Origin of the sequence: Burkholderia sp. JPY481, assembly GCF_038900515.1 — a bacterium.
GTDB classification, from domain to species: domain Bacteria; phylum Pseudomonadota; class Gammaproteobacteria; order Burkholderiales; family Burkholderiaceae; genus Paraburkholderia; species Paraburkholderia youngii.
Window position 1 is genome coordinate 1 of record NZ_JAYMRT010000001.1, and the last position, 22,120, is coordinate 22,120.

17 protein-coding genes, 2 tRNA genes and 4 pseudogenes are annotated in these 22,120 nt (G+C 58.1%); 3 read left to right on the forward strand and 20 right to left on the reverse strand.

Going from position 1 to position 22,120, the window contains the following annotated elements:
* From VSR82_RS00005 to VSR82_RS00030, 6 genes are all read right to left on the reverse strand, one after another.
* A partial coding sequence (locus VSR82_RS00005) for a hypothetical protein (protein WP_498857418.1) occupies positions 1 to 328 on the reverse strand: 328 nt, incomplete at its 3' end.
* Between the two features lie 122 nt (positions 329 to 450).
* Positions 451 to 1,284 (reverse strand): DUF932 domain-containing protein, encoded by an 834-nt coding sequence (locus VSR82_RS00010; RefSeq protein ID WP_498857419.1) that lies wholly within the window; start codon positions 1,282 to 1,284, stop codon positions 451 to 453.
* Between the two features lie 846 nt (positions 1,285 to 2,130).
* The gene (locus tag VSR82_RS00015; RefSeq protein WP_498857420.1) at positions 2,131 to 4,035 is read right to left on the reverse strand and encodes a M23 family metallopeptidase; all 1,905 of its coding nucleotides are present in this window, start codon (positions 4,033 to 4,035) and stop codon (positions 2,131 to 2,133) included.
* A gap of 991 nt (positions 4,036 to 5,026) precedes the next feature.
* Positions 5,027 to 5,401 carry a hypothetical protein gene (locus VSR82_RS00020; protein WP_498857421.1) on the reverse strand — a complete coding sequence of 125 codons (375 nt, stop codon included), beginning with the start codon at positions 5,399 to 5,401 and terminating at the stop codon, positions 5,027 to 5,029.
* Positions 5,402 to 5,632: 231 nt separating this feature from the next.
* Positions 5,633 to 5,998, reverse strand: a complete 366-nt coding sequence (locus VSR82_RS00025) for a hypothetical protein (RefSeq protein WP_498857422.1) — start codon at positions 5,996 to 5,998, stop codon at positions 5,633 to 5,635.
* A 211-nt stretch (positions 5,999 to 6,209) separates the two neighbouring features.
* On the reverse strand, positions 6,210 to 6,926 hold the full coding sequence (locus VSR82_RS00030; RefSeq protein ID WP_498857423.1) for a hypothetical protein: 717 nt from the start codon (positions 6,924 to 6,926) through the stop codon (positions 6,210 to 6,212).
* Between the two features lie 277 nt (positions 6,927 to 7,203).
* Between VSR82_RS00030 and VSR82_RS00035 the strand changes: the two genes are divergently transcribed.
* A complete protein-coding gene (locus VSR82_RS00035) occupies positions 7,204 to 8,781 on the forward strand; it encodes an RES family NAD+ phosphorylase (RefSeq protein WP_498857424.1) in 1,578 nt (525 codons plus the stop codon).
* A gap of 57 nt (positions 8,782 to 8,838) precedes the next feature.
* Here VSR82_RS00035 and VSR82_RS00040 read toward each other — a convergent pair.
* Positions 8,839 to 9,292 (reverse strand): annotated as a pseudogene (locus VSR82_RS00040) (PrkA family serine protein kinase); the annotation flags it as partial.
* A 1-nt stretch (position 9,293) separates the two neighbouring features.
* On the opposite strand from VSR82_RS00040, the pseudogene VSR82_RS00045 reads away from it, so the two are divergent.
* Positions 9,294 to 9,416, forward strand: a pseudogene (locus tag VSR82_RS00045) (hypothetical protein); the annotation flags it as partial.
* A 34-nt stretch (positions 9,417 to 9,450) separates the two neighbouring features.
* On the opposite strand, the pseudogene VSR82_RS00050 reads toward VSR82_RS00045, so the two are convergent.
* The 10 genes and pseudogenes from VSR82_RS00050 to VSR82_RS00095 all read right to left on the reverse strand — a co-directional run.
* Positions 9,451 to 9,962, reverse strand: a pseudogene (locus VSR82_RS00050) (PrkA family serine protein kinase); the annotation flags it as partial.
* A gap of 26 nt (positions 9,963 to 9,988) precedes the next feature.
* A complete protein-coding gene (locus tag VSR82_RS00055; protein WP_498857425.1) occupies positions 9,989 to 12,433 on the reverse strand; it encodes a GAP1-N1 domain-containing protein in 2,445 nt (814 codons plus the stop codon).
* The gene (locus tag VSR82_RS00060) at positions 12,430 to 13,281 is read right to left on the reverse strand and encodes a TRAFAC clade GTPase domain-containing protein (RefSeq protein ID WP_498857426.1); all 852 of its coding nucleotides are present in this window, start codon (positions 13,279 to 13,281) and stop codon (positions 12,430 to 12,432) included. The genes VSR82_RS00055 and VSR82_RS00060 overlap by 4 nt, the downstream gene beginning before the upstream one ends.
* Positions 13,268 to 14,230 carry a TRAFAC clade GTPase domain-containing protein gene (locus VSR82_RS00065; protein WP_498857427.1) on the reverse strand — a complete coding sequence of 321 codons (963 nt, stop codon included), beginning with the start codon at positions 14,228 to 14,230 and terminating at the stop codon, positions 13,268 to 13,270. The genes VSR82_RS00060 and VSR82_RS00065 overlap by 14 nt, the downstream gene beginning before the upstream one ends.
* On the reverse strand, positions 14,227 to 15,516 hold the full coding sequence (locus tag VSR82_RS00070) for a GTPase-associated system all-helical protein GASH (protein ID WP_498857428.1): 1,290 nt from the start codon (positions 15,514 to 15,516) through the stop codon (positions 14,227 to 14,229). Before VSR82_RS00070 ends, VSR82_RS00065 begins: the two co-directional genes overlap by 4 nt.
* 29 nt (positions 15,517 to 15,545) lie before the next feature.
* Positions 15,546 to 16,886 carry a phosphorylase family protein gene (locus VSR82_RS00075; protein WP_498857429.1) on the reverse strand — a complete coding sequence of 447 codons (1,341 nt, stop codon included), beginning with the start codon at positions 16,884 to 16,886 and terminating at the stop codon, positions 15,546 to 15,548.
* A 34-nt stretch (positions 16,887 to 16,920) separates the two neighbouring features.
* Positions 16,921 to 17,062 (reverse strand): annotated as a pseudogene (locus VSR82_RS00080) (IS5/IS1182 family transposase); the annotation flags it as partial.
* A 398-nt stretch (positions 17,063 to 17,460) separates the two neighbouring features.
* Positions 17,461 to 18,117 carry a hypothetical protein gene (locus tag VSR82_RS00085; protein WP_498857430.1) on the reverse strand — a complete coding sequence of 219 codons (657 nt, stop codon included), beginning with the start codon at positions 18,115 to 18,117 and terminating at the stop codon, positions 17,461 to 17,463.
* 586 nt (positions 18,118 to 18,703) lie between these two features.
* On the reverse strand, positions 18,704 to 18,922 hold the full coding sequence (locus VSR82_RS00090) for a hypothetical protein (RefSeq protein ID WP_498857431.1): 219 nt from the start codon (positions 18,920 to 18,922) through the stop codon (positions 18,704 to 18,706).
* 15 nt (positions 18,923 to 18,937) lie between these two features.
* Positions 18,938 to 19,168, reverse strand: coding sequence for a hypothetical protein (locus VSR82_RS00095; RefSeq protein ID WP_498857432.1), 231 nt, complete (start codon positions 19,166 to 19,168; stop codon positions 18,938 to 18,940).
* A 358-nt stretch (positions 19,169 to 19,526) separates the two neighbouring features.
* On the opposite strand from VSR82_RS00095, the gene VSR82_RS00100 reads away from it, so the two are divergent.
* Positions 19,527 to 19,724 carry a hypothetical protein gene (locus VSR82_RS00100; protein ID WP_498857433.1) on the forward strand — a complete coding sequence of 66 codons (198 nt, stop codon included), beginning with the start codon at positions 19,527 to 19,529 and terminating at the stop codon, positions 19,722 to 19,724.
* A 528-nt stretch (positions 19,725 to 20,252) separates the two neighbouring features.
* Here VSR82_RS00100 and VSR82_RS00105 read toward each other — a convergent pair.
* The 3 genes from VSR82_RS00105 to VSR82_RS00115 form a co-directional block, all read right to left on the reverse strand.
* Positions 20,253 to 21,479, reverse strand: a complete 1,227-nt coding sequence (locus tag VSR82_RS00105) for a tyrosine-type recombinase/integrase (protein WP_498857434.1) — start codon at positions 21,477 to 21,479, stop codon at positions 20,253 to 20,255.
* Positions 21,480 to 21,634: 155 nt separating this feature from the next.
* Positions 21,635 to 21,721: transfer RNA gene (locus VSR82_RS00110), tRNA-Leu, on the reverse strand.
* Between the two features lie 227 nt (positions 21,722 to 21,948).
* A tRNA-Leu gene (locus tag VSR82_RS00115) sits at positions 21,949 to 22,035 on the reverse strand.
* Positions 22,036 to 22,120 lie beyond the last annotated feature (85 nt).

The window sequence follows — 22,120 nt, forward strand, 5'->3', positions numbered from 1 at the left end:
CCCGCACCTTCGATGACGCTATTCCGCTAACGAATCTTATCAATATGGCGTGCGCGACAAGAAAAGTGACTGTCAGCGCATCGCGTGAGACGGCGACCACAATGTAACAGCCCGAAAGGTTACGGTTTATCTGCAGCAGACCCTTTGCCCGGATGCTCGCGGCAAGCGCCGGAATGTTCGAGAGCGGTTTCGTGCGGGCGTTGAGCGGCGAGGGCCGCAGGCTGGAATACGCCACGGTGGCGACCAGCTGTTCGTTGCCGAAGTTGGTTTCGAGCGGCGAAACGGTTTCGTCAGTGGTTGCCGCAGGGGTTTCGACTTGAGATTGCATGACTGACTCCAGAAAATTAAAAAGAAGGTTCCGGGACGGGTCCTGCCGGATTCCATCAGGACGTAACCTGGCTAGGAGTCCTGATGGAACGAGGCGGCGGGACGTTGCCGTCCCTGAGGCGCTTATGCTTTCATCTGGCGCATGGCGTCAGCGAGCATCCACAGCGCGCGGTTGAGCTTCACGTTCTGGTCGATGCCGGTGATGGGGCGAGTCGACATGGCGCGTCCGCTGCGCGAGCGTCCATGCAGCCCGCCCTTCGTGAGGTTTTCCTGCACGCGGTTGAATACGGTCCACAGGTCGTCGCGGCGATCCTCGAAACGGCGCGGTACCAGTAGCTGGCTTTCGGTGACGGGGGCCAGTGCCTCGGCGTCGGTCGGGTCGTAGCGCAGCGCAAGGGCGGAACGGGCGAATGCATGCTGCTCGTCGCGGCTCAGATCGACGGCGCGCATGCTGTCCTTCTGCCCGCGGATCAGGTCGAAGCCGTCGAGCACGTCGAAAGCGCCATTGATTACGTTCTGGATGACGTTGCCTTTGTGTGGCACGCGGATATCGGCGATGTTCTCGCCCGCGACCATGCCGTTCTGGCAGACAAACCGGAATGTGCCTGCCAGCATCTGGTAACTGCTGGTGCCGTCGTGCGAGTTCAGCAGCACGATTTCGTCGGCTTCCTCGCCGGTGATCTGGTCGACGTGGCGAAGCCGCAGCATGTGTTTTGTGAACTCGCGCTTGCCCTGATCGCGAACACGGGTCTGGCAGATCATGAACGGCTGAAACCCTTCGTTGCGCAGACCGCGCAGGACGTCGATGGTGGGAATGTAGGTGTAGCGTTCGGAACGGCTTTCGTGTTTGCCGTCTGCGAAGATGGAGGGAGCAACCCGGCGAATCTGGTCGTCTGAGAGAGGCGAGTCAGCGCGCAGCATCGGGGAGCCGTAATGGAAAGAGGAAGCGAGTTGCATGGCAATCTCCACAGTCAAGGTTGAGGATCTGAACCGGGCGAGGGGAGGTGCCTTGCCATTGCGGCTGGAAACTTCCTGGTGGAACTCGGGGTTGGCGTTGCTGCCGCCAGGCTTCCGGGTTCCCGCCCGTGCGACTTGAGGAGCCGATAGCGGGCGGGCGTCAAGGAAAAAGGCGGGGGAGGGGTGCGGGCAACACGGTCCCTCGCCCCTTGATGCGCGCCCGCTATCGGCTACTGTCGCGGGTAGAGGGCGGGAAGCTGGGAGCCAAGTGCATGCCATGCTGTGAGTTGACCGGGCATGCAGGTGCGGTTCTAAGGGCGTGGCCGCGTAGGCCACCCCTCGCTAAAAAGCAACGGGGTTGACTGCTGTGCCTGAGTTGATGAGCGACAACCGGCGTCATCAGGTGATCTACAACCGTGCGCGGCGGCAGGCTAGGATGCGCCTTGAGTAGCCGGATTGATGGCGGTCGTGCGGCCCGCGGTTCCACGGCCGCGCGGCCGCCGGCCCCTCGTAGCGAAGGGATCGGGAAGTTGCCAACACCGCAACGCGGGGCCGGTTTTCGGCCATTGCGGTCACTGGGCCGATCGCCTGCCAAGGGCCACTATGAGTTGCTCTGCAGTCGTTGAACCACCGGTTACTTCGAGTGACAGCGTTTCGCCTGCGGGAAGACCGAACCTGACGCAAGGTGTATCGGCACGTTCGGCGATTACAAAGGCGCTGGCTATAGCGGCAAACGCTGGGAGGCGCCGACATCGCGGCGTTGCTGCCACAACAGTGGCCGCCTCTTTTGTCTGCCGCCTAGGTCACCGTGCGTCAAGGCGGATTCGCCGGCCCCTTACCTTGGGTCTATGAAATAGGTGTAACTTGAGGTGCGCATGTCGGCGGCGCGCCGGGATATGGAAAAAACGGGACAAACGTTACGGTTGCACGATAAGGGTTAAACGTAACAACTTGGGTTCTATTCCGGTCGGCCCACAAGGCGACAGTGTATGAAAAGGTCGCTGTGGCGCCACAGGTCAATGGATTGGCGAAGGTGACTGCATTGCTGACGTAGTTGGTTAGCGGAGGTGGTGTGATGTTCTGTCGCTGGCTTGGGGCAACGAGGGTTCCGACCATATTGACGAGAGTCGTATCGGACGAACTGAATCGTTGAACCGCCATTGTTCCACTTGAATCTGACGGCCACGTCGTTGTGCTACCCGTGACGCTGGTCGACGCGGCATTTGGATTGGAAATCGGGTCAAGAGAAGGATTATCCAGCGCGTACATGAAAAAGCCCCGCCCCGCGTAATCACATTGCGAGGGACCACCATTGACAAGACAAACCTGATTTGAACTGCTTTGCCCTTTATTTCGGCGGACCCATATCGTCTCCGCCAGTCTATTGTCGTTAAATGCCGTGCCTGGAGCAGGTTGTACGTACAGTTTATCGGCCATTTCGGCTGTTTTCGGGTCAGTGCGATCAATTGCTCCGGCAAAGAAGGTTGCCAGTCGGCACAGAGGATTTGAGACCGATCCCCCGACGGGGACCCATTCGAAGTGGAGATGGGGGGGCACCTGATTCCCCTTGGAATCTGTTCCCGTGCTTCCACTCAATGCAATAGGGTCGCCTTTTGCTACCTTGTATTTCCTGGAGCCACTGTCTCGCCAACATGTCTTAAACGTATCTTCCTGTTGCGTGCCGCTGTGCACACTATTTGCGCTGAGGTGCCTGTACCAAACGTGATCGGTCACATGCCCTGATGCGTCTGTCAGTGCGAGCACTAGCGTGAACTCAGGGAATCTCTTCTGGTTGGCTTTGGCCTTTTCTCGGGGTGCCGACGTTGGGTTTTCTTTCGTACCAGGGCAGTCGTAATTCTGATCCTTTACTGTCTCGAAGTACCCGTCCGCCACTGCGAGAACGGGGGTCCCTTCTTCTGCGAAAAAGTCCATCCCCTGGTGGCCTTGGCGACCCTTTCGTCCCTCAGCGAAAGGGCCAACTATGCCGGGAATCGAATCGTAGTACGCGGTAGGATCTCCATTTGCTGCCTGTCTCCAGCCATAGACCATTGGCGCGCCAAACGAAGCGTCACCGGGGCATAGCAGTGGTTTGGCGCTGGCCTTTACAACAGCATTCATCTGCGCCGCATTTGGTGTTGGGGAAGCACTGTCGATTGGTAGCGCGGCCACGCGAATGAGTGCAGCCATGTGGCCATCGGCCGCGAGCTCTGGCCGGAAAGCAATAGTCGAGACGTCAATTGTCAGAGTCTTGCTACTGGAATTGAATTGTCCATTCACAAGGTCGTAGACGTCGTGCGATTCTGCATCGTCGTCGACATCTGATTCATCCAAACCTCTCGAAAACGCCGCGAGAGTGGCTCCCTGTTGGGCTAGTCCACTGAGCTCGTCGGAAACGATAAGCGACGCGGTTGTTTGTACATCAGACATTTGGACGGTCGCAACATCGACCTTTACCGCGAAATCCTCGTTATTTAACTCGCCAAAGATGGCTGCGCCATTAGTAAAGTCGGAGGCAAACGACAGGTCAGTTACCTTCTCAACCGTTACGGTCGTCGCTGAGCTGAATGCCCCGGGAGGAAAGGTTACCGAGGCTACCCCATCCATCGAAACGGTACCCCCACTTGCGGTGATTACTGCGGTGGCCGTCGTCGGGTTTGATGCGGGGGCCGTGGCTGAAGGCGTCGAAGCATCGTCATGACCGCCGCATGCGGCAAGGATGGCAGTCACAAAGAGTAGAATACCGGTTCGCATGACACACCTCCGTCACTGTAGGGGCCGGCGCAAGGATCGGCCACAAAGTCGAGATCCCATCGGCTTCCAATGACGCCTGTGGAGTGATAGGCGCGTGGCAGCACGGCGCGCGAGGAGCGCTCTACTGACTGGTATTGGGAATGTGTGCTGAAAGTAAGTGTCCATAGTAGCCGCTTTCTTTTTGTTCACTACACGCCCCCGGACACCCGGCACGCCCACGGCAAGATGGGCAGTACATGTACTTGTGAGCGAAGCGTATGCTGGCAGTAGACGGATGAGCAAGCCTTACGTCTAGTGCATGGCGGCCAGTTTCTCGCTCCTACGCCCACCTGATAGTTGGGTCAGACTGCCCAGTCGAGCCATCCGTCCGTGCGTATCCCCGAGATCGTCCTGATGAAAAACTGCGCGAACGCTTTAGTCACGGCGGCGGGCGACTGGTCTGCGAAGTGTCTTCCGAGGCTCAAGTGGCGTGTAGAAATCTCGCCGGCCTTATCTCAGATTCAGATGCTGCAAAAACGCGCAGGCCCCTCGATCAGTATTTCCTCCGGCCACGCCGCCTATCTTCGCTATACAAGGGTTGCCCCGTGAACAAGCCCGCCCTTGGGTTCGCCGACGCCAGCCGATGCGTTCGACTCGGCCATTGCGGTCATTAAGCCGATCGCCGAACCAAGGGCCGCTATGGGTTGCTCCGCAGTCGTTGGACCACCGGTTACTTCGAATCACAGCTTTTCGGCGTTTCGTAGTTCCGGGACTTCCTGGTACGCCTCATTAAGGCGTCTTGCCACGGCGTTGAGCTTTGGTCCGTGAATACACGAACACATCGGTACCTTTCGGGAAGTACTACCTCAATTGTCCATTTGTGTTCTCATTCGACCTACGCAAGGGAGCTCGAACGATTTAACGCCTAGGTTGAAGGCCAGAGTCCCCCGTAGCGCAAATTGCCGCGACATCAAGACCAGCCGTCAGACCATCACGCTGATGCACGAACCGGCTACGCACAGCGAACGCAATCAAGTAATCTTCGAAACTCAGCATCGTCAGATGCGCTTTTCCATTGATTAATGAACCGACATACCACTTGAAGATTTTCGCGTTCGTAATGCCCATTACTGTCAATGCGATCCAATGAGGCCCACATGTTCTTGTCGGGTTCTTCGTAATCTTTCCCTAGGGGCAGACCACTAATCGCACATAGCCCTGCCTGTTCATTCCAAAGAAACCGCAAATAGTCAACGAGTTCGAACTCATCCCCAAAGCCAATGTTTTTGATCTTTGCTGTGGTGATCACCTGTTGTCCATTTGCGTTTGCGACAGTTTCGAATGCGGTCTGCGCCATTCGCTCAATTGTGCATTGTAAGGCAGACATTACCTTGGCCTTCGATGGCCCTTTGGACGCTCGCGCCCGAAATTTCTCGGTATTCTCCCATCCAGACAAATCGTCACCATCGATCAAAGCAGTGAGATATTCGGCGTTGTCAGGGGAAGGTTCCTGAAGTGCACTCTGGATCGACAGGATGTCTCGTGCTTTTTTATGTAGAGCACCGATATCTAGACGATAACCCTTTTTATTAAAATTGCTCCATTGGTGTGCCGGTTTTCAAATTGCAACTAGTTCAGGACGATCAGCATTCCAGCTATGCGAAACTTCCGAGGTAATAATGGCCTCGCCGGATTTGCTATATGTCCACCACAATCCTCCTCGGTCCAGATGCAGCCAAAGGTCTCCGGCACTTTGGCTCACAATAGTGGTTACGTTGTACCACCGAGTTGCGGTGGCTTTGGTCGGACGTTTGCCAGCGGCGGTAGTGCTGTTTCGCATAGCCTCTCTGATGAAGCCATCTTTATCTTCCGCCAACCACAATTCGTATTGCCGCTTTTCTTCGAAAGTCGCAACAATATTTTTGTCACGACATTCCGGCCAGAAATAATTCCCCTCTCCAAAATTAGCGACGATTACCGGCATGAAATTACCCGAACTATTTCTATTTTATGGATCATTAATTTTACACGCGAAAGTCTATCCATAATGTCAATTGTGACGGATACTTAGGGGCTAGTAAACCGAAACTCAGCATCCCGCGTGATCCCCTCGTGCTACGGATTTATTGCCGCTCTCGTCGTCCGTGGGCGGGAGCGACGCCCGACGCAGCCGGGATTCACGACTAAAGTTGTTGCTACTGACAAGGTCCACCCGCACCGGCCAACGGAATTTCGTGCGGTAGGTCGAAATAGTCCAGACAGGTCCAGGTCAATAGCGCCGGGGCGAATGCCTCGAACAGGCATCGCGTCGCCGCCTCTTTGGACTCATCGACGGCCAGCTGAAAGCAGTCGAGGACTCCGCCTAGGCGGCGTTCCGCGATTTGTGCCTCTGCTACGTCTGATAGGACGCCGCCACCCAGGACCCGATGGACGAATTCGCACGCTATCAGTGCGCGGTCGTCAAGGAGCCCCGGGGCACGGAGAACTTCGCCGAATTTCTGTTCCCAGTACTGTCGCGCGCCCCGATAGCGGGCCAGCTCGTGAGGCACCAGGTACAGGTGCTCGATCTGGTTATCGATGTCGACGAACAGCGCGGGCATCCGCATCTCTTGCTCATTCTGGAATTCGCGCTCATCGTCGCAGCAGACCAGTTTCGGCACACCGTCGACATAATATCGCTTCAGGTGCAGCAGTTCGTGCAGCACGGACGCATTCCCTCGCGGCGGGCCGCCGTCGGGCACCAGGATCATCGCGCGGTCGTGGCCAAAGTCGCACGACATTGGCAGCGGGTCCGGACCGGTTCGCCGTGCCGCGTCGATGGGCAGATCTGCCCGGTCTTCGATTGTGCCGATTAGCTTACGCAGGTGACGCGGCAGCCCAGGAAGTAGCTCCTCGAAGCGGGGTGTTGGCATGGCCTGCGACCCGGATGTCCAGTACGACACAAGTTGACGACGCTGCCCCGGTCGTTACAACTTCGGTTGAAACGGGAAAGGGCCTTTTCGCCTCGTATGACAGGCGTTAGCGGGGGCCAAACTTCTAGGCAATCGCGCATTGGACCCATCTCGACATCAACCAGCCAGTTGGGTTACAGCTTAGCAGGATTTGCGAACATCAAGAACCGGCCGATTTCGCTCGAAGAGAGTTACGCCAAAACCGAGCTGCACGAAAGCAACGCTATCAGTGGTCGCCATGCATGAAGCCGAGGACACTTCCGCCGGCGGTCTTCTGTACGAGCGGATCCGCCATTTTGAAAAGCGTCAGGTGCTGGCTCACTTCGGCCTGACCCTCGTCGAATTCCTGTCCCTGTCACGCGATCTGGTCGCCTTTTTGCTTGAGCAGTCGTTACTGGCCCAGTTGAGTAGCGACCGGGAAAACAAGACGATGGTTCGGGAATTGTGGCAGCCAATTGATGGCTCGGAACAGAACGCTTCCTCTGACGGAATCGCCGTAAATAGTCCGCAACAGCTAATATTACCGGCATCGTGGTCGCGAGGAGCCAAGGCCATGGCAAGCGCGGTCTGCTGTCGGTGCATCGAGGATGCAAGCCTGAGCGAGATTATCAAAGCAGAAGGCGAACTGATTGAATGCTCGGTTTGCGGTGAAACAGAGCACGAGGCAATCACGATTGACCGTCTCGGCGAGATCATGGAACCGATCATGCGCCAGCATTTCGAAGCCGGCCCCCGGGTCAAAAAGTTCGGTGCCAACGACTCGGAGTGGTCGGAACAGGAAGGGGACGTCCTTTCATTCATTGTCTCGGAGGTTCTGGGACAGGATTTCGATTTCGTTGACGAAATCGCTTCTGCGGTTGTCGGCGCGGAGCGTTACTCGCCCGGCAGTGCAGAAGACCCTTACTGGGACCCTACGTGCCGCTATGTGCCGACACGAATTGAGACAATTCACTACCTTGCTGAATGGCACTACACACTCGATGAACTGAAGCACGGGCGCCGGTTTTTCAGTCCGTCCGCCCGCGCCCTCTTTGAGAAAGTATTTCAGGGAGTTGACGACCTTCGTGCCACGAGAGGCTCCCGACTCTATCCTGTTGTCCGCACACTGCGAGAAGGTACCGAAGTTTTTCGTGCCCGCGTTTGCAATTCCCGATCGCTACTCAGGGAAATTTGGCGCAACCCGATGAAACATGTGGGACCACCCCCTGCCGCGAACGCCAGGACTGGCCGCATGAACGCGGAAGGTGTTGTCGTTCTCTATGGGGCGAGGGACGCCCGAACGTGTCTCGCGGAAATGCGACCCGCGTTAGGAAGTGAGATCGCAATGATTCGCATGGAGACCACGCAGCCGTTACGTGTTCTCGACTTCTCTCGGCTGGACGATGCGCGAAGCATGAAGACCCTGAGCTATTTTCAAGATGATTTCTCCGGGGAGGTGGAGCGTGGCGCATTCCTGCGCAAACTGCATGGCTTGATCTCGCAGCCTATCGTTCCTGGGCGGGAAACGGACTACCTTATTACTCAGACAATGGCGGAATACCTTGCCCACGTGCACCAGCCGCCATTTGACGGAATTCTCTTCTCTTCGGCACAACGAGCTGGTGGAACTAACATCGTGCTCTTCGCCGACCGCAGTCTTCTTACGGACAGGTTAGAAAATGCGTTCCGGGTCAGGTATCTGGACGGAAGCGTCAGGCTGATGTCGAATACAGCCGTCCATTACAGACATCGCGAGCTGGATGTGTACGCCTATGACAACGGCGAGCTTTGGATCAACGACTCTGTCTTTCCGGCAGGCAGCCAGGACTGGGACTGACGACCTGCTCCACCGCCAACCATCAACTAGAACACGAGATCCCGCGGTGCATGCAACGTACTCGGAGTATGACCCCAGACACGCTGTCTGAATCTCCTTGCCGATGAACTCCGCGTAGCGCGACGCAAGCACGTCCTTGATGAACGACAGATACTTCTGCTCGGTTTCCGGCGGGAACTGCTAGCGTTCGATCTGCTGATCGAGCACATACATCAGATACACCGGATTGGCCGGGACCTCGGTCGAGTCGAAGTTGAACACGCGCGACAGAATCTTGAACGCGAAGCGGGTCGACACGCCGGTCATGCCTTTCTTTGCCCACGAAGTCGCGGTACTCCTGCTGCCACTTCGCCTTCGGGGCGGTGTCCTTTAGATTCTCGCCGTCGTAGACCTGCATCTTCGGGAACAGGCTCGAGTTTTCCGGCTCCTGCAAACGCGTCGGCACGGACATCTGCGCCATCATCTTCGGCGTGCACGGCGCGCAGACCGCGCTGGCCAGCGACGAGTTGCGCCCGTTCGACTGCATCATCCTCGCGCACTCGAACGAATCGGAGTGGAAGGCGCTCCGCAACAACCGCAATAACGAGGCGTTGCTCGACCGGATCTTCGTCGTCAAGGTGCCGTACTGTCAGCGCTAAAGCGAAGAAGTCAAGATCTACGAGGAGCTGCTGATCGTGCCGAAGCCCTCCGTGCCCTTGAAGTTGCCTTCCTGGGTCGCGGTGAGCAGCCGGTGCAGCACCTAGATCGGCGCCTTGAACGTTTCGACGAATTCGAGCAGGCCCTGATTGGCGAGGCACAGGCCGCCCGAGTAGTTGTGCGCGTCGGCGTCGTCCTGCGCGTATTGTTCGAGCTTGCGGATATCGATCTTGCCGACCAGCGACGAAATGTCCTGATTGCTCCCGTCGCCCGGTTCAGTCTTCGACATACTGATCTAACGAAGGATCGACGGATAGCGGCGCACCACGCGGAACTTGCGGATGTCGCCGTTGTACTCATGCAGGCGCTTCACCGCCCACGGACTGAGGATGCCTTTCCAGGTAGCGGCGTGGAATGCAATATTGCTCTTCGAGGATCGGAGCGTCTTCCTCGTAGTCGAACAGACCAAGCTGCGATTCGTTGACGGCCCAACCCTTGATCGAGTAGATATGCACGCGTTCCATCAGTTGTTTCAGACGTTCTGCTCACGGCCTGCATGCGCTGAACCCGTTTAGCGTCCCATCCGTTCGAGTTCCTGCAGCATCGCTCTCAGCTCCTTCAAGTCGTCATTTTCTGGAAGTTCGACAAGCAGCGCATGCACGAGCGAAAGCAGTCCTCCCCGAAGCGAGCCTGTATCGGCCGCCTGTGCGGCCAGGCGCCAACGCAGTTCCGGAGTCTTGCCGGATGGCAGCAGCGAACCTTTACCACCGGCTATTGCCCAGATGTGATCGAGGCGGTCATATGCGACTTGCGCGCCGAGAGTTCCTACTAGCGAGATCAGTTGATCGCGATCAATCGGCTTGACGTCACTGCACGACGGTGGTGGTACCTTCCATTTAGCAAAAAAGTCGAGCAAGTCATAGCACGCGTGCAAGGCAGGAAGAACGCCGAGATTGCCGCTTTGATACAGGCGAACGAGATCTCTAGCAGCTACTCTCCAATAATGACGCTGGAAGACCTTGCCGAGCCGATCGCTTCCTACGGCCCAAGATGTAATCTTGCGCAGCAGTTCGGTTGCGCGATATTCATGTGGTTGAAGATCCCATTCGAGCAAGTATGCCGCTTGCGCTGCGCTCAGCCCACGCTTCGAGGCAACGGTCTTCACGAACTCGAGCAAAAACGGTTCAGGTACGCCCAAGTCGGCACGGCGATCACACTCAGCAAGAAGCAGGGATGCCGTCTCTCGAGCGAGATCGGACGCATCGGATGGGCTCAGCATGCTCCACAATCGCGAACGGTCCGGAAGATCAAGGGCCGCTACGGCAAAATCACCCTTTAGTCTCGAAACGATGCCAGCGGCATACGTGCTGGAGACAATCGACTCCAAGTATTTGGCTGCTTCAATGCGTCGATCAACGGGCTTTGGCCAGGGAGCCCCCCCGTTTTGCACATGCGACTCCCAAACAGACCTCCAGATTTGGATGGAGAGACTCATCCCAGTAAGCAGCATCGGATCACGCGTCGTTCGCGTTCCGACTGCCGCCGCGAGACGTGAATCATTGAGTCGAATCGCCGCGTCCACCAGATCACAGCCTGCGATCCGGCCGACCATGATGGCGAGTCCCGGTTCGGGATTGGGCTTGAAGTCAAGTTGCGACCGCAGCGCCTCGACTGGGTAAGAACATGCTAGTGTCGCAACCGCGTGTAGGCGGGACCAACCGAGCGTGCGCGCGTTGTTGAGAAGGTTCGCGGTAGCAGGAGGAGGGACATTGGTCAACATGGCGTCGACGACCATGCTTTCGGTCGTTGTCGTCGCGACACCAAGTGTCCGTAGAAGCGGCCCGTGGGGCTTCTCCGACAGCCACGTCGTTAGATACCGCGCCCATATCGCGCCGGCACCCACAATACCGTCAACGATGCCCGTCGTGATGGCCGTTAGCCACCACTGCTCAGCGCTTCCCGCTTCGAGTCGCGCCAGCATCGTCGCAGTGTCCGTGAATGGCTCGCGCGGCAATTGCTCTTGCGCCCACCTTTGCACAGCGACCTCGAGCTTTGCCCCATCCGGGATACTGCCGATATTGATGTTCGCGAGAGACGTGACGACGCCTCCACCCGCTTGCGGCAGCGTAACGCTCAGAGTGTCGACGGCTTCTTGCTTGAACTTCTCGAAGGTCGGTACGTCGGATTGGAATGTTGCCAGTGTGCGCAGCACATCGACGCCACTCCCAGGATCTGATCCGCCGCGCATTGTGTCGAGGCGATCGGCAATTCGCCCAAGGCGACGCAAGACGGAAGGCGATGATCCGAGATTCAGGTTTGCTTGCATTACTTCATCGAACACCGGTTCCGGCCGCCCCATAAGCCAACACGCAGCACGCGAGAGGTGCTCTGGCTCAGGTCCGCAAGGCCGAACGATCGGATGATTCACCCATTCCACGAGCCGGCGCTCGTCGACGGCATACAGCCACGGCTGAGAGACAGAGCCTCCGATTTGCGGCGGGCTGATGGCCACGCGAGCCGAAAATACACATCGTGCATCGGGCCACAATCGTGACCACAGCGCCGCGAGCAGACCTGGCCACAGCGAGAGGTCGCCAAATACCGGTGCTACTTGTTTCGCCTCGATCAAGATTTCGGCGATCGCGGCAACAACCAACGGTTTCGGCGTGACAATGTCGCGGCCTCCATTGAGCTCCAGCAAGTGCGTGCTTAGATCATGAACATCCGCGACGCGATCCCTAGACCATAGCGCGACTTCGCTTCGGCCCATTCCCGAGCGCGACGCAGTATCGTCCGGTTCGGTCCACCACAGTGCCCACCAGTCATCGACCGGACCGCAGCCGACCGATGGTCCCCACGGTTCGTACGGCCCGGTGTGGCCAGGCGGCTTATCCGTTAAGGCAAGCAAGCCGCTCGGAAGCGTTACTCCAGGCGCCGAGCAATGCAACAGCCCGTGGGTGTGGTCGATTTCGCCATAGGTCGCGCGAATCGGGAACGTGATATTTGATTCGCTCATGAATCATGCATCGCATTCAGAAGCCACGCCAGCGGCGCCGTCAGGTCGGTGGAGTGATTTCCGCATGGATCGACTATCCATCCTTGAGTTTCTGGGCCGTTATCGATAAATTCCTCATTGTGGCTATCCGTGCTCAGTGGGCGACCGAGTGCGGACAGGCCCCAAACGGATGCAGCGCTCGGTAACCAAACCGCTTTGATGAACTCGGACACAAGCGGTAGCCGCTCGGCGAGCATCTGTTGCGGGACTCGTGTGTCGGTATCAAGCTCGTCATAGCACGAGAGAAGTACTGCCAGCTTCGGCAGATGAAGCTGGTTGACGGTGCCATGACCAGCAACATGCAACAGCAGTTGCAGCATCTCTACCCAGTACGCGTTGGCGTCCCAACGGATAACTCGGTCGTTCCACTTTCCTTGTTCCGCAGGCTTATGCATCCGTTCCAGCGCGTCCGAATAGGTCGTCTCCGACGTGAGTCGGATCAGCACTATCCAACCCGCGGCACTACGAAGGCGAGTGCGCCAGTCGTCCGAGATGGCACGTTGATTGAACGCCGAGGCGATCTGCTCCCCGCCGTAATCAGGCCATTTCAAGTCGAAAGTCCCGCCTTCCTGTGCCACCACTGGAAGGGCGATTTCGGCCCATGTCGAAGCGGGCGTATGTCGCGCAGCCCGACCCGACGACAAACTCTCGAGTACATCCTCCAACGGCGACAGATTGGGTGGCGTCCCGCCGTCTTTTCGGAGCGACAGGTTGCCTTTTGCACGGCGCAATCGGCCATAGATTTGGCCGGCGAAATGCGTTTTGCCGCTGTTTGAACCGCCGATAAGTACGAACTCAGGCGTCGTCATGCTGCCCCCGGTAAGCGAAGAACGGACTATCGATTTGGGGCGCCGGTACAACGGAGCCCATCCGTGGGGATTGCCAAGCGCGTGCCACAAGATCATCGACCACCACGGCAAGCGTTTCCGGATCCTTGATCGTGGCAGACCCTTCGATCGCGCCCGGAATGTTCTCGGACAGCGCATTCTGGATTGCCGATCTGATGCCGTCCGGGACAGGAAATTCACGCTTGGTCCATACCAACGTCACCGGCCGATCCTTGGCATGATTGCCCAAGCGTTCAATCAACTGCAGCAGACCTTTACGGGCCGCGCCTCGTTGTTCCCCTGAAAGGCGTTGGCAATCTGCTACGAGTAGGAAGCAGTCGGAGTGTTCCGCGACCCAGCGGGCGCCTTCGGCTTGCGGTCCCTCTTCGTTGACCGCCCATTCAGTAAACCATTCACCTGGCGCGTCGGTGAGCAGAACATCTCGAAATGCCCCGTCGACACCGCGCAGTGCGGCATGCAGCAGTCCAGGCGTGCGGCCCCCAGCACGCGACGTATGGGGCGGAAACATTGGCGCTTTGGCCGAATCGTGAAAGCGCATCCAAGATGCCAAAGCCTCCCAAGCGCCGAAAGTGCGGGATCCGGCGAATAAAGCACCCGCCATTTTCCTTCCCGTCAGGAGCAACAGGTAATTCGCAGTCAGCAACGTTGTTTTGCCGACGTCATGTGCGCCGAGAACCCCGACAAGGATGTGCGGAGCCCGGGGAAGCAATAATGTTAAATCGTCGGGGCCAAGTGCGCTCCCGGACCACGGAACCCGGGCTTCCAACGTCGATAGCACCGTCGACGGTTCCGATTCGGCACCCGCGTTTGCTTGCCACACAGCACACTGTTCATACGACAGCTCGCCAAGAACGCAGGTTTCGCCCTCGTCCACATGGCAGTGCGAATTGGCGCATCGGCGCGGGTTCACTTTTTCGCTCCAGCAATGCGTGTAGCCTGTTCTTGTCGCATCATCGCCCGGGCGAAATGCGGAAGAGAAATTTCGGCGTCTGCCGGCAACCTAGCACGGCGGAGCAAATCTGCTGGTTCGGTGGAGGTGCCAGTCAATGCCAGACGGATGATATCCCGCAACGAGAGCCTTCCTGCTGACGGCGTTGGGGGCATGCTTTCGATGACTTGAACGGGCAATTCCGTCCGCGCTGCCATTACATTGCCTAGGACATCGACGAGCGATGCTCGACGATCGTAGCCGGCGTCAGGTAGGCGGGCCACCGCTTCGGAGAGGACATAGCAGACGCTCGCAGGACTTACGGCAGGCGTAATCGCGATCAGGTCGAGAGGCATGAGAGCGGCGGCTGCAGCGGGCGCGACTTCCCGATAGCTTTTGCGGAGCGACGGTGAATATAGGCTCTCGTACCACCAGACGGTGTCCAATCGAATTTGGTCGCCACCGACGAATGATTCGGATGTAGTGATGGTCTCCTGCACGCTCTTCGCGAGGGCGTCGAACGCAGACGTAATGGCTTCCGCCATCCCTTGTTCGCTCTCCGCCAGATGTTTGCCGACTGCATTAAACCGATCGAGCAGTGCCGGCGCCATACGATCAATAAAATCCTGCGCCCATTGCTGGGGATTTTGATGGATCCAATACCGATTCTGATTTGGCCCGTACTGATTGCCCGCCGGAGCAGGCATGGTCGCATTGCCGATCGCGAGACGCAAGGCATCTTCGTCCACCTCAAACACCTCGATTTCGGGGAGCTTGAATGCCAGGACATCCCCACCCCGCTTTTTTCGTTGGGGCGACGACAATTGAGAAACAGCGTAGCGTTCGGCTTTTTCCGCGAATCCAGATACCAGTTGGGATACGATCGGTGCTTCCTTACCGAGTTGGCAAAAAGGCAGCATATCCGCTGCTGCAAGCCAGAGAATTGCCGCAATTTTATCGTGCGCCACCGCCTCGCATGCCATAGCAAGGATTGCCCGATAAATATTGATCGGAGCGTCAGGGTGGACCGATGCCAGCGTCTTCCATTCCGCCAGAAGCGCGGACTCCGCTAGTCGGATGGCGGGATCGTCGGCAACGGCCTTTCCGTCGAGGACGGCGAGGATCGCCGGAATCAGAAGCGTCGCGTCCTTCTTGAACGCTTCAGCGATAGTCGCCGCCGCCTTTTCCATCTTCGTGAGGCGGTCATCATCGCCGCCGATCTTGTCGATCAGGCCGGCCGCCAGAAATTGTTGTAACACGTTGGCCATCGGATTTCCCTTTTATTGTTGTGCGATGATTAGTGATCGAAATTCGCGAGGTAGCGCAACACAGTCGGGTTTTCAGGATAGTCGGTCAGGACTGCACGCAAGATGGATGCGGGGCGCGCGGCCGCCCCCTGTACGCTTTGCGCCCACAAGCGCTGCCACAAGTCACGTGGGTGATTGAGCGTCGGCACCTGTCCGCCTTTACCGCCCGCGCGCATCCACAGCGCTCGCGCATCTTGCGTCTCGGGGTAGGTGTCCGCGAGGAATTCGATCAACTCACGTGGAAAGCCGTTGGCGTCGTCAACCGCCGGCGACGTGACAGGCGTAGGCGCCGTCGAAATGGGGCCGCCCGCGGTGCGCAACAGATCGACCGAACTACGCAGCAACGTGAGCAAGTATTCGGCGGCGGCGCGCGCAGCGAAAGTGCGAACACGATCGTCCTTTAATGTGTCGCCGAAATCCGAGACTGCTTTGGCGATAACGACCGGAACTTTCATGAACTCCGCAGCAATTCCGAGAGCGCTGCCTTCCATGTCGATCGCGAGGACCTTCCGCATATTGCCTGACAATTCCCAGAAGATATTCGGGTCCTCGACAACTGCTGCACCAGTCGCCATCGGCGCAACATGTACATCGAAGTCCGGCTGCGGTTCGGGCTGTCCGCCGTGGAGCAGACGCAAGTGGCGGGCGCGCTCGCGGCCGGAGTCCTGAATTTCACCAGTCGCGTTGATCCAAGTTTTCTCGACAAGACGCGTGAATACGTCCGCCCAGTCGAGGCATTTATCCGCAAAATCGACATGCGCGGTCGGTAGCGATCCCTCGTCTAGCCGCAACACAACCCAGTCTTCCTGTTCCTCCAACGTCAGTTTCGGGCGCAGTTCGATCCAGCCTCCGGGAAGTGCGGCGCGCGCCTCATGCATGCGTTGCACCCACGTCACACTCGGCCCGGTTTGATTCGGGTCGCCTTGAAAAATCCTTTTCCCGTCCTTGACCGTGATCTTGCCGGCGTCGTACGAATACAGGCGATCGGCAAAGACCACGTCGCCAAGCGCCACCTTGCCGCGACGACCGGCGCAGACTCCGCTCATCGCAATACACCGAGCAGGTCTTGCGTACCAGAGGTGACTCAAGGTCGCCGCAGCCTGCTCCCGGCCCATGTGTGCGCAGTACGATGCCACGACGCGCAACGGTTTGCCATCCTGCGCGGCAAACTCAGCTTCAGAGACCAACCAGCCATCTTGCGCCTTGCCCCCGCGCCAGCCGCCGTCACAAATGCCGTCGGTTACGTTCAAGAGTTCAACGTATTCTTCGCGGAGCGCACAAAGAATGAGAACGTCGACTGACAGGCTCAAGTTTCCGGAAGTGCTTTGCATATGGGATCAGGGTTAGATATTAAAACAAACGCAACATACGCGAAAAGAACGCGCCCATCCGAACAAGCGCATCGTTCAACCAGAGCAGGACAGGTCGCAACGGGTGGCTAGCAGGAACGAAGTCGTCCAGCCGGGACGGTGAACATCGACTCGGCATCGCCGTCCGCTCCGCGGATCGCTTCTTTGTCTTGACGCTTATGCATTTCGCATGGATGAGCGGTGCGACGGGCATCCTCAACAGCCTGCGAGCTCCATGCGTCGGAAAGATTCCACAGCAGGGCTAATCCGCGAGCATATCCGAGGCAAATGGCAATTATGCCGAAACGAGCTGGATCGCGAAAGAAATCGCACACCATGAGCTAGGGCCATGCACCGCGCGGTCCGGAAATATCGAGCGGCGAACTCGTCGCAGGCTCGACGTCACCAAAGCAGCCCACAGCCACCGTTGGCCGATGGTCGAGCCAACGGAGGCTTCATTGGCCGACGACTTGTCTTCGATTGACGGTACGGAATGACCGTTCCGTCAACTTCAATCTATCCGGGACACGATCAGGCCGCGACGGTCCACGCCTATTCAACGCACCGACTGATCCTCGGTCTCACGAGACTGCACGCTCGCATCGGTCACGGCAACGGGTTCCGAGGCGCGCTCCATTTTGGAGCACCACCATACGCCCTTTCGAGGTTTGAACTTCGGCTTGGTTTTGCACGGCCATTCAGATTCGAAGCGGGGCTCTTGCTGGACTGATGTGGACGCGTCAACGGTGACCTCGACCCGACGCAAGCCAAATCCCCAACGGAATTTTGCCGTAGGGCAGTGGCCGAACCGGTGGCGCAGCCGCCAGTAGCCATATGCCATCGGGCCAAAAAGCCATGCCGCCAAGCCAACGACGGTCACGGTTCTCCCTACGGGGCCGAACCATTTCCAAAACACCGCGGTCCAGAGAAACACATAGCCCGCCCGTTCAAACCGGTTCAACCCGCTCGTCACGTAGAGATCGTATCCACTGAGATCCTGCTTGCTGTGCGCAGCCACTGTATCGATGATGCAATCGAATCCACGACCGAGAAGATCCATGTGACACAGAAACGATCGGCCTTTTTTGGCGTCCACCCCGTAAAAAGCGATGCAGGAATTGAGCCATCCGGTCTTCATCACTTGGGTTGGTGTGCCCTCAATCCCGATTTCGAAATCTCTTTCCCTGACGTGACTAAGCTGTTTTACTTTCACTGAAAATCCTTTCGCATACGTTACTCAAATTGCCGCTCGAGGGGCGCACGCCCCCTGAGTCCAACCACCGCGCGCCACGGAATGTGCCGCGGCACGTGACCTCATCGTTCCTGCCAAGACCCGTATCGGCTGTCTCCCTCATGCCTGCCCAAGAATCGTTGATGTCGCTTACCCACCTCCGCTCGTTTTTGAACTCGAAGTCAAGACCAGATTGTGCTTGCGATGACCCCCATGAATGCAGCGCGCCAAAGACGAAATACATCAGCACGAAAATGGCGAACGAGGGCATCAAGGTCCACACGAAGATCTGCGTGAACAGCATCCGCTCACTCTGCACGCCGAGTACCGCGCAGCGCTTACCACACATGCCTAAACAACGAAAAATCCCGCCATGCGCCGGCGTGGTCAAACGGACGCGGCATTGGCTTCCCGAAGCGCTCCGCGACACCAGGGCGGCGAATCCAGTACGCCATCAGGAGACGCAACGCGCCAGAGAATTGTCAGTAGCTTTTGTTTCATCGTTTTTAGAGTAGCCATCGTTTGAGAGACTCAGCGTGTCCCGCCCCTGCAATTGACCGATCCGAATTCAGTCGTCGTAGGGCACCGAGCTGTCGGGCCTGACCGCCAGTTTTGCCAAGAGCTGTTCGTGTTCCCGGTCTTTGACACGCTCTCGATGCGCGGCCTCGGAGGCCGCATCACCTGGAATCTCGGGGCCTTCGTGAATTGCTTCCTCAAGAGCACGACGCGCCTCGGCCAGCGCTAGTTTTCGCGTCCTGTCGACATAGACCGGTTTCCTGGTTCCCATTCGGCAGCCCCTCGGTCACGCGTCAACCCAGCTCGCCGCGAGCCTGGCGGCGGCTAGGCGGGCGGCTGCAAGCTCGTCGCCGTTGACGATCTTTTCAACGACCAGTTTCTGCGAGTGGTCACCGTCCGCCGCGATTTCCGTGTCGCTCACGCGCGAAAAGCAAATGCCCGTTGCGATCAGCAGGCGAAGGCAGTCTTCGTTGCGCCCGATGACATCCTTCGACGCTGCGTCGAAGGCCGCCGGCACACTACCGGTATCGTCTGCGAATGCTCCGCGGACTGCGTTTCGATTCAGTGATGCAAGATCTTTCATGGATTTTCGGGAACGGCACGCAAGAACAGTCCTTGCGTTTAACGGCCTCACGCCGTAAATCTTGACGGCGAACGTTGCAATTCCTGGTCCGTAGCGGGAACGGTCGCGATATGGCTGGGCCCCCGGCTACAGCCTCAGCCTAGAGCGGCCGCGCGCGTGGGGTAGATGGTCTCGAGCGGGTTAGCCGCGGCGGCATGGACCGGCGAGGTGAGCGGGCCGCTGGATACTTCCTTGCAATCTTTGTTGAGGAGACACGGAAACTGCGGTACGACGATAACAGCGGGCTGGACATATGGCACAGCTCGCGAAGGTCGAGGCCGAGCACGGGGCCGCAGCGTTCCTCGTTTCGCTCCTGCAGTACGTCGTGGGTTTCCCACGCAAGGATGCGCTTGATATGCTGTCGCAAGCACACCGCCCGATTGTCGAGCTAGTCGGTGTAGACGCGGTCAACCTAACTTTGGAGGACGTGGCGCAGATCTGGCCATCCTAGAAGGCACGGAGGCGTATGCAGACAGATATTTGGACGGACGGTGAACTGTGGGAATCGGATCTTGGGGAACCGACGCCCTGAACGGCAGTTCGGGGTCGGTTAGATTCACTCACCGATGACGAGAGCCGCCACCCGCCGACGGCGGGTTGCGAATGTCAACAAACCGACGTTCAGCGGCCGCGCCGCCCTAGGTTGCCCAAGGTCAGCTCAGGCCGACCAGCCGCCGGCCGGCTCAGTTGGGCAACTGTGACCTGACGGTATCGCAGACGGTATCAACCTCCGAAGTCATCTGGAGATGCATGGTTTAGACGAACTTTCTTAAGCAGGCGGCGGTGATTTTCCGATGCGGCCCACCTCAGGCCGTTGAGTGCCGGGCGGGAATGTCGGTATCGCTGACGGTATCGGCGGGCGCCATGGGACCCGAGTCAGGCCCAGCGTTGGGTTTGCGGTGGGTAGTTGCTAATTGAGTGGGGATTCGCGGCCATCGGTGTGCGGATTCGTGAGCGACATAGCGTGCGAATCGCGGTGTCAATCGACTGCGCCACCTGCCGGCGTTGTTCTGCACAGTCCGTCGATATAGTCCGCCCACTCTTGCATCACGCGGCGACGATCGTCGTCGAAAGTTGTTCGGTCATAGGCTTTCTGTACGTCGCCTCGTTTTGCATGTGCGAGTTGCGCTTCGAGGACGTCGATGTCAATGCCGAGTCGCTCCCGGCCAACGGTCCGTAGCATGCCCCGGAATCCGTGCGTAGCGTGCTTTCCTTTGAATCCCATCTCGCGCAGAGCCTTGCTTAACGCGTCTCGATGCAAATGCGGTGTTTTCTGGCGAGCCGGAGATGGAAACACATAGTGTCCGCGGCCTGTGAGCGACTGCAACTCGCCGAGCAACGTAACCGCTTGCTTAGGTAAGGGCACAATATGGTCGTGGCGCATCTTCATCCGCACGGCCAGAACATGCCACTCGCCCGCTTTTAGGTCAATTTCGTCCCACGGTGCGGCAGCGATCACTCCGGGGCGTAAGCCCGTGAGCATGGTCAGTTTCAGTGCGGCCCTGGTGATCGGTGACTTATAGGTATTGATCGCTTGCACCAGCGGGACGATATCCGTGGGTTTCGTAATCGCCGGGATGTGGCCTTTCTCGTGTCGCGGGATGACGCCGCGCAGCGACAACGGAACACCGTCCTCCCGCAGACTATGGTGGATCGCGTACGTCACGATGCCGCCCACGTATTGGCGTGCCTTGGTTGCGAGGTTGGGGGCATGCTCCGCTATTGCTTCCAACACCGGTTTGACTTCCGATGTCGCGAGCGTCGAAATGGGCTTGTTGCGTAGTGGCGGAATCAGGTATTGCCGAACTACGAACTCCGCTTTGCGGGAAGTCTCGTCGGCCCACTCCTTACGCTTGAACGCGAGCCAGTTCTCTGCGACGAGATGGAACGCTCCTTCAGCGGCGCGTTTGCGCGCAGCGGCTTCGGCTCTGCGGTGCTCAACCGGATCAGTACCATCATGCACGAGACTCCGCGTGACCGCAGCGGACTTGCGCGCGTCGACGAGTGCAACTTCGGGATAGGGACCAAGACTGAGAAAGTTCTCCTTCCCGGTACTTGGGCGGCGATAACGGAGCAGCCACGTTTTGCTTCCGTCCGGCCAGATGCGTAAGGCAAGCCCGTTCCCATCTGAGAGCAGATAAGGGCGCTCGCGCGGTTTGGCGACGCGAAATACGACTTCGGACTTCGGTTCGGCGCGTTTGGGCATCGCTCGGCACCTGGATTCCGTGTATACGCAAGAGTATACGCAAAAATCGCTGATTCCACCGGTATATGACGGCTGCCCGCGGAAACAAAAAACCCCGTAAGACTTTGATCTTACGGGGTTTCTCGGACTTCACCGGCTTTTGCCGGAACAACTGTTGGTGCCCAGGAGAGGACTCGAACCTCCACGGTGTTGCCACCGCTAGGACCTGAACCTAGTGCGTCTACCAATTCCGCCACCTGGGCACGTCTTCAAGCTAGACCGCTATTTTAGCAAGATGATTAAGTTTGTCAATCTCTGCTTCAAACAAACTTGCTTTTCTCATCCGCCTGGTTGAACGTGCAGCGAAGTGATGCAACCGCTACCGAACCACCGTCCTGCTCATCCGGCAATCGAAACACGAACAGCGATTTCGACTACCAGGCCTTACACAAAAAAGAGAGCCGCCAGAAGGCGGCTCTACTTTCGAATCTGGTGCCCAAGAGAGGACTCGAACCTCCACAGTGTTGCCACCGCTAGGACCTGAACCTAGTGCGTCTACCAATTTCGCCACCTGGGCAGGTGATGAACTGCAAAGACCGCCATTATAGCGACCGATTTCGACCTGTCAAGCGATTTGCCGAGCGCGTTTCAACCTCGCTGCG